The sequence below is a fragment of the Corallococcus terminator genome, assembly GCF_003611635.1.
Classification (GTDB): Bacteria; Myxococcota; Myxococcia; order Myxococcales; family Myxococcaceae; genus Corallococcus; species Corallococcus terminator.
This window is the reverse complement of sequence record NZ_RAVZ01000346.1, coordinates 1-10,072: the sequence shown is the minus strand read 5'-3', so window position 1 is coordinate 10,072 and position 10,072 is coordinate 1. Positions and strand designations below refer to the sequence as shown.

General features: G+C 69.5%; 7 protein-coding genes and 1 pseudogene. 2 read left to right on the top strand and 6 right to left on the bottom strand.

The features are described from left to right. Positions 1–1,196: GMC oxidoreductase (locus D7V88_RS34045; RefSeq protein WP_147448971.1), on the top strand; the 1,196-nt coding region annotated here is incomplete at its 5' end. A gap of 12 nt (positions 1,197–1,208) precedes the next feature. Here the strand turns inward: D7V88_RS34045 and D7V88_RS34040 are convergent. Beyond that, complete coding sequence (locus tag D7V88_RS34040; RefSeq protein ID WP_244238536.1) at positions 1,209–1,679, bottom strand: hypothetical protein; 471 nt, start codon at positions 1,677–1,679, stop codon at positions 1,209–1,211. A gap of 60 nt (positions 1,680–1,739) precedes the next feature. Here D7V88_RS34040 and D7V88_RS34035 point away from each other — a divergent pair, with 60 nt between their 5' ends. Further along, positions 1,740–2,174 (top strand): Ig-like domain-containing protein, encoded by a 435-nt coding sequence (locus D7V88_RS34035; protein WP_120544783.1) that lies wholly within the window; start codon positions 1,740–1,742, stop codon positions 2,172–2,174. Between the two features lie 59 nt (positions 2,175–2,233). Here the strand turns inward: D7V88_RS34035 and D7V88_RS34030 are convergent, their stop codons facing one another. From D7V88_RS34030 to D7V88_RS34010, 5 genes and pseudogenes are all read right to left on the bottom strand, one after another. Beyond that, positions 2,234–4,537, bottom strand: a complete 2,304-nt coding sequence (locus D7V88_RS34030) for a hypothetical protein (protein WP_120544781.1) — start codon at positions 4,535–4,537, stop codon at positions 2,234–2,236. Between the two features lie 20 nt (positions 4,538–4,557). Continuing rightward, positions 4,558–6,348, bottom strand: a complete 1,791-nt coding sequence (locus D7V88_RS34025; RefSeq protein ID WP_120544782.1) for a vWA domain-containing protein — start codon at positions 6,346–6,348, stop codon at positions 4,558–4,560. Further along, positions 6,345–8,333, bottom strand: coding sequence for a cell-cell cohesion protein MtsD (gene mtsD / locus D7V88_RS34020; protein WP_120544780.1), 1,989 nt, complete (start codon positions 8,331–8,333; stop codon positions 6,345–6,347). Before mtsD ends, D7V88_RS34025 begins: the two co-directional genes overlap by 4 nt. A gap of 33 nt (positions 8,334–8,366) precedes the next feature. Continuing rightward, the gene (gene mtsC, locus D7V88_RS34015; protein ID WP_120544779.1) at positions 8,367–9,686 is read right to left on the bottom strand and encodes a cell-cell cohesion MYXO-CTERM protein MtsC; all 1,320 of its coding nucleotides are present in this window, start codon (positions 9,684–9,686) and stop codon (positions 8,367–8,369) included. A 170-nt stretch (positions 9,687–9,856) separates the two neighbouring features. Then, positions 9,857–10,072: pseudogene (locus D7V88_RS34010) on the bottom strand (calcium-binding protein); the annotation flags it as partial.

Genomic DNA, 10,072 nt, shown 5'->3' with positions numbered 1-10,072 from the left:
CCTTCGCGGAGCCCCGGAGCGGCCCCTACCCGCTGCCGCCGCTGGACGTGCACCCGGTCGCCTCCGAAATCGACAAGGCGTGCTCGGCGCTCGGCTGGCATTCCACGCCCACCGCGCGCGGCATCCTCAGCAAGCCCTACAAGGGCCGGGCCTCGTGCGCGTACTGCGCGCTGTGCGGCAGCTACGGCTGCGAGACGGGCGCCAAGAGCGGCACCAACGTCAGCCTCATCCCCGCCGCCCTCGCCACCGGCAACGTGGAGGTGCGCCCCGGCAGCATGGCGCGCTCCATCGAGGTGGACCGCCAGGGCCGCGCCAGGAGCGTGGTGTACCTGGACAAGGACGGCGTCACGCAGGAGCAGCCCGCGAAGGTCATCATCGCCTCCGCCACCGCGGTGGAGAGCGCGCGCCTGCTGCTCAACTCCACCTCCAGCCGCTTCCCCAATGGCCTGGCCAACGGCAACGGGCTCGTGGGCAAGAACCTGCTCTTCAGCTCCTTTGGCGGCTCACGCGCCATCTTCCGCGTGTCGAAGCAGAAGGAAGCGCGGCCGTGGCTCACGGACCCGGCGCCCTTCGTCAACCGCAGCATCCAGGACTTCTACCTGATGCCGGACGCGCGCCACGGCTTCAGGAAGGGCGGCACGCTGGGCTTCATGTGGTCGCACCCCAACCCCATCTTCGCGGCGGTGGGGCTCGCGGGCTCCGGCAAGTCGGGCGTGTTCGGCAAGGAGTTGAAGGACCGCATGCGCGCGTACCGCGACTCGCGCATCCTCGAGTTCGAGGTCTACGCGGAGTTCCTCCCCACGCCCGGCACCTCCGTCACGGTGGAGTCCGGGGTGAAGGACAAGTACGGCATCCCCGTGGCCGCCATCACCCTGGACCGGCACCCGGCGGACTACGCCGCCACGCGCTTCCTCGTGGAGCGCGGTGAAGAGGTGCTGCTGCGCCTGGACCCGGACGCGGTGGAGCGCGTGGGCACGCAGGGCGAGACGACCATCCTCCAGCACGGCACCTGCCGCTTCGGCGACGACCCGGCCACCTCCGTGCTGGACAAGCACTGCCGCGCGCACGAGGTGCCCAACCTCTACGTGGTGGACGGCAGCTTCATGCCCACGGGCGGCAGCGTGCCCTCCACGCTCACCATCGCGGCCAACAGCTTCCGCGTGGCCCACCATCTGGTGAGCACCCTCAAGGGCTGACCCCGCCGCGCGTCACTCCTGGACGCGCAGCGGCGTCACGTCCACCTTCACCACGTAACGCGCCTGCATGTCGGAGTCGAACTCCACCAGGTGGTCGCCCACGCCGGTGACGTCCACCTGGCGGGTGAACTCGCCGAACTTCTCCATCTGATCCAACGCCGCGCGGCCCGTGGCCGCCTGACGTTGCCGCGCCCGGCAGCCCTCCTCGTGCACGGTGACGGCCGTCTCCTCGCCCGCCGCCGTCACCTCCTCCAGGAAGAAGCTCACCTTGATGGTGGACGCCTCCGGCACCCGGACGATGAGCTGCCCGCGCCCGGGGAAGCGGCCTTCGGAATAGCTCTCAGGCCCCAGGATGCAGCCCGCGAACTGGTTGCACACGGGCCAGGACGCCTTGCAGACATCCTGCACGCGCGCACCGATGAAGTCCTCGCGCGAGCCGCCGCAACCGCCCAGCACCATCACCAGCAACGCCCCCGTCAGCACGCGGGCACTCCGTGTTACAACGCCAAACATTCTCTGAACCTCACCGAGGAGTGGATGTCCATGCGTCTGCGCAATCTGTGGCTGCCCCTCACCATCATCGCCCTTGCGGGCTGCGGAGACGAAGCGGAGGAGCTGCCCAACACGCCGCAGCTTCTCATCGACCGCACCGAGCTGAGCTTCGACACCGAATTCTCCGCCGGTACCTACGTGGGGGCGACGACCTTCAACACGCTCTACCTGGAGAACCGCGGCCTCCAGACGCTGGAGCTCAACGAGGCCTCGCTCTCCGGTCCCGGCGTCTTCACCATGAAGAAGCCGGAGGAGTGGCCGGAGAACGGCCCCATGAAGCTGGAGACCTACCAGCGCACCTTCATCGAGGTCGCCTTCAAGCCCAACGCGGAGAGGGACTTCGAGGGCAAGCTCATCATCAAGTCCAACTCCGCCGACGGCGACACCCGGGAGCTGGCGCTCAAGGGCAAGGGCGTCGCCCGGTAGCGTTCGCGGAGCACCCGGAGGCGGCGGCGGTGTGAACCCCCGCCGCCCGCCCGGGCCCGCTAGCGGGTGAACTGGCAACCGCCCACCCACGTCCCCGCGTCCTGCGTGGGCGCCGGGCACTGGGTGGGGCTGCCACCATCCGGCGCCGTATAGGTGCGCGGGTAGTCGCCGTAGCCGGTGCGCAACGTGTAGCCCACGCGCCCGTAGTCGTTGCGCTCGGTGGCGCTCACCGCCACCTTGAGCGTGCCGCCCTGGATGAAGCGCCGCTCCAGACAGGCGCACGCGTAGGGCGCCACCGTGACGCGCGTGGTGGTGGCCGTCTTCTCCAACTGGTACTGCGCCTGGTAGCTGCTCAGGGGCGTGCTCGCCGTGGTGTGCCAGGCGCGCATCACCGACCCGCTGTACGCCAGCGTCAGCGCCCCACCCGTGCTGGTGGTGGACACCGGCGTGCACGTGCTGGTCCCGCCGTCGGTGGGGGGGGTGCCGTCGCAGAAGGTCAGGTCCAACGCCAGCCCATGCGGGGTGCCACCGTCGGGCAGGTTGTCCACCTCCCACTGCACCAGCCACGACGCGTCTTCCGGCGCCGTGCGGCTGGGGAGCGTGTACGCGTACGTGTCCGTGTCGGACGGCACCGCGTCGTAGTCCGTGGGGCCGCGCACGCCCAGGCCCGTGGCGCGGTCGTTGTCGCGCAGGCGGCCATGGCCGTAGGACAACTGGCCCTTGGCCTCGAAGGTGGCGTCGTTCGCCGGCAGATTGCCCGCGCCCACGCCGTTGAGCGTCTTGGCGCGCGGCTGTTCGACGCTCCCGCTGTAGGCGGCCACTTCCTCCGCGTCGTCGTCCTCCCAGCTCACCTCCAGCCGGTAGTCGCGGTCATCCGCCCAGTTGGTGCCGTCGTCCTGCACCACGAAGTGGTACGTCGCGAGCCCCGCGTGCGCCGGCACCGGCAGCGCGCCCTGGAAGTTGCTCAGGTTGGGGAAGCGCGCCGGCTCACCCTCCTCGCGCACCGACTGGATGCACAGCACCGCCTCCGCGTTGTTGCAGTAGGTCTGCACCAGCGACGGCGCATCCGGGTGCTCGCGCGCGTCGCGGGGGCACACGGTGGCGTCGTTGGAGCACTGGGTGCGCAGTTCGGGGGTGGGCGTCGTGCCCACGGTGGTGAAGACCAGCACCTGCCGGTCCGCCAACTGGCCCAGCGGCAGGGGCAGCGGGTCGAAGCGGCCGCCCGTGGCCAGGGGCACCAGCCGGTAGCGCAGCACGCTGGGCTTGTTGTACGCGGGCACGCGCAGCGCGAACCAGTCGCGGTCCGACACATAACCCAGCCGGCCGGAGAAGGACGTGGACGTGCCGGGCGCGCCCACGAGGTCGCGCGAGAACGCCCGCGCGTACGCGTCGTTGTCCCCGGACTGGTCCTGCGGATCCGCCTCGTCCAGCACGCGCACCTCCACCTCGTACGGCTGGCGCAGGTCGCCCGCGGGAGGCGGCTCATTGGCCGGGCGGTAGCCCTTCACCACCAGCGTCCACGTGCCGGCGAGCTTCACCTTGCGCGCGGTGGCCAGCACGCCCGGGTGCACCTTGGGCAGCACGTTGCCCTCCGACTCCTTGTCGGTGGTGCCCGGCCGGAGCAACTCGTAGGACAGGCGGTAGTTGGGCGCGAAGCCCTGGTCCGGCGCGGTGACGCGCACGTAGGCCACCTTGCCCACCGTCAGCGGGAAGCTGAAGCGGTCCACGTCGTCGTCCGTCGCCAGGTAGCCCTGCGCGGTGCCCACCTGCGTGGCGCCTTGCGCCGAGAGCGCGATGGGCGTGGGCGTGACATCGTTGGGCTCGTTGGTGTCCGGGTTCTCGATGAGCTCCACCGTGAGCCGGTACGGATTGCGCGCGTCGTAGGCGGGGCGCGCGGGGTTCGTCGGCGCGTCGCGCACCACCACCACCAACTGCGTGTCCGGGGTGCCGTACGGCAGCACGATGTCCACCGGCCGGGGCGCGCCCGCGCCGTGCTGATCCGACTTCGCCACCAGCGCGGTGTTCTTGTCCTTCTCCTGCACGGTGACGGACAGGTTCACCGGCGTGCTGGAGGCCAGGTACACGCCGGTGATGTGGACCAGCGTGCGCGCGTTGGCGGAGGCAGGGATGCGGATGCTGTAGAAGTCCTCGTCCCCCGCCTTCACGTCACCGGTGAGCGCCAGGAAGCGCTCCATCGCCACGCCGGGCTTGAGTTCGCAGTCGGCGTTCGTCAGGGCCTCGTCGCGGCTGTTGCAGAAATCCTCCACGACGCCGGTGCCGGCGTCCGGCGTGTCCTCCCCGTCCGAGGAACAGGCTGCCAGGAGGAGGAGCGCGAGCGGGAGCAGTCGGGAGCGAAGGCGCATGGGGAACTCGAGGGAGGCTTTCAGGGGACGGGCGCGAGGGTGGGAAGGACGCCGGGGCAGCCCTCCACGAAGTCCTCGGGGTTCACGCGGATGACGCCATCCGGGGGCGACTTGATGCCGCCCACCGGGTAGCGCACGGAGTCCACGCGGAAGGTGCGCACCAACGTGCGCGCGGTCGGATCATCCGCGGGCAGCATGGCCACGGACAGGTAGATGTCGTTGTAGCCCGCGCCGCGCTGCACCGTGCCGGCATCCACGCCACCGTCCACGCCGCCATCCGCGATGAGGGGCAGCGTGTTGGCGAGCAGCACGTTGTCCACGCGGAAGCGGTAGCACTGGCGGCCGTCCGCATCCACGGGGCCATCCGCCTCCACGCTGTAGCGGTACGCATCCGAGGCGAGGTTCGCGGTGTCCACCTGCAACGGCCGCATGTGCATGCGCACTTCGTTGCGGTTGGTGAGGCTGTCGGTGTCCGGGTCCTCATCCAGGTCGTTGCTCGCGCCCTGGGTGCCGCCGCGCCACTCCATGCCGTCCGGCACACCGTCGCCGTCGCTGTCCTGCAGCGTGGCGTTGGTGCCGATGAACTGCTCGTCGCAGTCCAGCAGGCCGTCACAGTCGGTGTCCGTGCCGCGCAGCGCGGGCGGGCAGCCCTTGTCCAGGCCGCCGCCGTCCGGCTGCACTTCCTGGTTCGGGTCGAACTGCACGCCCCGGTCGCGGAAGTAGACCTCCACGCCGTCGCTGAAGCCGTCGCCGTCCGTGTCGCGCAGGTTGGGGTTGGTCCCCAGCTCCGCCTCGCGCGCGTCGGTGAGGCCGTCGCCGTCCGTGTCCGCTTCGTCCAGCGGGCTGCCGGGGGGCGCGGAGAAGTTGGAGGCGATGAACTCCTTCACGATGAAGGCGCGGCGCACCTGGCCGAACTGGAAGTTGAGGAAGTTGATGGGCTCGTTGTTGCGGAAGTCGCGGAAGTTGCCGCCGCCCAGGCCCGCCATCTTCTCCAGCCGGTCCGCGTTCTGGTTGATGATGAGCAGCGGGCAGCCGCCGTCACCCAGGCCGCCGTCCTCCGCCACCAGGTCGCACACCGACGGCACCGGCTGCGTGGGGTTGAACACGTGCACGGTGTTGAAGCGCACGTCCTCCACCAGGTCGCGCAACTGCCGGATGCGCACCACCGCGTCGCCGCGGATGAGCTCGTCATCCTGGTTGTTCGTGGGCTTGCCGTCCGACAGGAAGATGACGGAGTAGCGCGCCTGCGCCAGCGCCTCGTTGCCGCCGGGCTGCAACCGCGCCCGCGCGATGTCCGTGTTGATGAGCGAGTAGATGTCCGACAGCGGCTTGACGAAGTCCGTCGAGTCCCGGTTCGGAGAGGTGTCGGTGTTGCGGAAGGTGAGCAGTTGTTCGGTGAGCTTCGCCTTCGCCGTGGCGTCCAGGAGCGAGAGCTGCACGAAGCCGTCCTCCAGCGGAGGCCCCGGGTCCTGCGTGAGAAACGCCGTGGTGCTGCCGGCGAACAGCATCACCGCGATGGACACCTCGTCGTCCTGCGGGAGGTTCTCGATGAGCTCCACCAGCGCGGTGGCGCGGCTGCCGTCCGGGTCGCTCACGCGCATGGACTGGCTGGCGTCCATGGCGACGATGATCTTGATGGGCCGGAGTACCTCGTTGGCGCCCAGCGAGCAGAACCGCCCGTCCAGCGCCACCGCCCGGTCCGCCGGCACGTCCGTGTCCCGGCGCGGGTCATAGAGGTACGAATCCGTGCAGGCCACCACCACGGCGAAGCCCACCAGGGCCAGCGCCAACAGACGTCCGGTGCGACTCACGGAGATGCGCCCCCCTGCGTCGGCGACACCCCGACGCAATTGCCCTGGGCCCTCCAGGGATCCACCAACTGATCCGGACGGATGAAGTTCCGGTCCTCCATCGCCAGGTCCGGCCCCAGCGGCACGCGCACGCTGGGCGGCGCGTACTGCGCCCAGGCACACCCGGTGCGCCAGACGCCGTAGTCCGTCGCGACGCCGCTCTCCGGCGCCTCCGCGAACCACACCTTGAACAGGTTGTAGCCCTGCTTCACACCCGAGCGGTCCGGCGGCGTCACCATCTGGAGGTTGGACACCGTGAAGTCGTAGCAGACGCCGTCCGTGTCGGTGCCGCCCGCGACCTTCGTCACCTCGTACTGGATGCCGTACTTGTCGTGGAAGGGCCGGTCGCGCCGGGTGGGGTCGCTGCCCGCCTTCATCTCCACGTCGTCCGGCACGCCGTCACCGTCGGTGTCCAGGCCCGACACGCTGGACTGCAGCGGGTTGAGGCCGTACTTCGCCTCCAGCCCGTCCGGCACGCCGTCGCCGTCGCTGTCCACGATGCCCTGGCGCGTCTTGAGGTAGTCCTCGGCGAACTGCGACAGCCCGTCGCCGTCCGTGTCGCGGCACACGCAGCCGGGCGTCAGCGGGGACTGGGGGTCGCAGCCGCGCGCGTCCAGGTCGTTGCCCGGGCGGAAGCCCTGGTCCTGGCGGCGGTATTCGAAGCCGTCGCTCAGGCAGTCACCGTCGCTGTCGAGGGTGAAGGGGTTCGTCTTGAGCTGGAAGCTGTTGTCCAGATCGTCCGGCACGCCGTCGCCGTCGCTGTCCAGCACGCGGCCGGTGTCCCCGGGCGCGGAGCTGAGCGGCTCCACCATCAACGTCTTCATCACGTTGGGCGAGGCGAAGGAGGAATAGTCCAGCGCGCCCAGGCCCAGCTCGCCAATCTCCGCCGTGTCGCTGAACTCCTGGTAGACGCCGTTGCCCATCTCCGCGAAGCGCTTGAGCAGGTACGAGGCGATCTTCTTCGCCGCCGCCGGGTACTGCGCCTCCGGGACGCCCGGGTAGGTGCCGTAGATGTCCTGGCAGATGGGACCGCAGGCGCGCACCGCCTCCTCGTTGAAGAGCAGCACCGTGTGCATGCGCACGTCGCCCACGTTGTACTGCGTCTTCAACTCCATCAGCCGGCGCACGTAGCTGAAGAGCTGGTAGTTCTGGTTGCGGTCGGTGCCCACCTCGAAGCCCGTGATGGCGTCCGTGGTGCTGGTGGCGTTGCAGAAGCTGGAGATGGAGTCGCGCCAGGTGAGGTCCGGGCTGTCCGGCCCCGCGTAGACGGACAGGTCGTCGTTGCCGGAGCAGCGCGGGTACGGCGTGCCGTCGGTGAGGAACACGACGACGTAGCGCGTGCGCGGCAGCAGTTCCGGCGTCGCCTGCGACACCGCGGCGATGTCGCTGGCGATGAGGCTGTACGCGTAGCTGAGCGCGCCCTGGTAGTCGGTGCCCTTGCCCAACTGCGACTGGAGGCCTTCGATGTAGCCGTTGATGTTCCCCGGAGGCGCGAAGCGGTCACCCGTCGCCGCGGGCGGCCAGGTGTTCTTCACGTTCGTCTCGAACGGGGCGATGGCGATGCTGATGTTGCCTTCGCGGCGGTCGTTGATGCGCTTGAAGCCCGCCACCAGGTTCTTCAGGGCGCGCACGCGCGCCGGCTCGGTGACGCCGGGCGGGATGATGCCCGTCACCTCGGCGCGCTCGCAGAAGCCACTGCCCTCCTGCGAGCCCGGAGGATCCGACACGCACATGCTGCCGGACTCGTCGACGACGAGCACCACCTTCACCGGGAAGCCGGTGGGGTTGGCCGGGCGCGTACACACCCGGCCGGTGAGCGTCAGCTTGTCATCCAACTGCGACTGCTCCTGGGCACGAGGCTCCAGGAGCGAGTCGGAACAGGACAGCGCACCCACCAAGGCCAGGAGGCCGGTCGCAAGAAACGGAACCACGAGCTGACGGCGCATGCGATGCGGACCTCCGGGCATGGGGGTTGGACCTTACGCCTTCCGACGGCGACGCAGGAGCAGGCCGAGCACGCCCGCTCCCAGGGCGGCGACACTGCCCCCCGCGGGAAGCGACGTGCAGCCGCTGCCGGCCTCATCCTGGCCCACCTTCAGGAACAGGCTGGACACGGAGGCGCGCTGGTCGGGGAACACGCGGTCGGCGAAGGCCAGGCGCGTGGAGACCTGAAGCTCGTACTCACCTTCCTTGTCCGGCTGGAAGTTGGGCACGCTGCCGTCCACGTACTGGTACTCCCAGTGGCGGCTGTAGGTGACGGCGCCCTTGGGGTTCTCCACCACCGCGGTGGAACCGGAGGGACGCTTCACCACCGTCCAGGTGTACTCGATGGCCGCGCCGTTGCGGTTGGCGAACAGGGGCGGGCGCACGGCGATGCCCGTCTTCTCCACGCTCAGCACGCCACCGGTGCCCACGCTGAAGGGCGCCTTCGGGTCGAGGCAGTCGTTGGGGCGGTCGCGGTTGAGCACCACGCAGTAGCGCGTGTCGCACGCGTCACCGAGCCCGTCACCGTCGTCGTCCGCCTGGTCGCGGTTGGCGACCGCCTGGCAGTTGTCCTGCGCGTTCAGCACCGAGTCGTTGTCGATGTCCGCGTCGCAGTCATCGCCGATGCCGTCCGCGTCCGAATCCTTCTGGGTGGAGTTGGACAGGCCAGGGCAGTTGTCCAGGTTGTCGGAGACGTTGTCGCCGTCCGCGTCCACGCGGCACAGGCTGACGTCGGCGGGCAGGACGCGATCCGGGTTGGAGACGAGCGGGCAGTTGTCCTCGCCGTCCTTGTTGCCGTCGTTGTCGTCGTCGTCGTCACAGACATCGCCCAGGCCGTCGCTGTCGTTGTCCGCCTGGTTGGCGTTGGGGATGGAGGGGCAGTTGTCCTCGCCGTCCGCCTTGCCGTCGTTGTCGTCGTCGGGATCGCAGTCATCGCCGATGCCGTCGCCGTCCGTGTCCAGTTGCGAAGCGTTGGCCAGGTCCGGGCAGTTGTCGCAAGCGGCGCCCACTGCGTCGCCGTCGTCATTCGCCTGGTCGCGGTTGGACGTGAAGGGGCAGTTGTCCTTGTCGTCCGCCTTGCCGTCGCCGTCCGCGTCATCCGTGTACGACAGCGTCTTGCCGTCGTCCGTGTACGCGACCCAGACGGAACACCCACAGCCACAGCCACAGCCGCCACCCACTTCCTTCGGGCGACCGCACTCATCTCCGAGGCACTCCGGGTTGTCGGGGTTCTGATCCTGGGCCTGCACGGTGCTGGGGGACAGCACCAGGAAGGCGCCAAGCGCCAGCATGGGGGCAAAGCGAGCGATAGTCATGGTGACTCCTTTCACAAGCCCTCTCCTAGCAAGAGGCGATCCGTCTGCTTGTCTGCTGCGAAGGCCAGGAACTTCAAGGGGTTGCGGGCTCGTGCGAGGGTGCTACAGGTTGGGTGTGGGGGGCACACCCCATTGAGACTGTGGGGGAAACCCCACGACCGGGCGGGGGCTCAGGTCCCGACGATGAAGTCGTCGGAGGTCAAGGGAACGATGCCGGCGGGGGTGCGTCCGGTGTCGGCGTCGTACTCAATCTCCTGGATGAAGAGGGACCCCACACCGGCGCCGCGCGGATCATTGTCCCGGCCCACCTGGAGGTAGAGGTAGACCTCGTTGGTGCCCGCCTTGATGAACTCACCGGGGAAGAACGGGTGGGGGCGCTCCAGGGT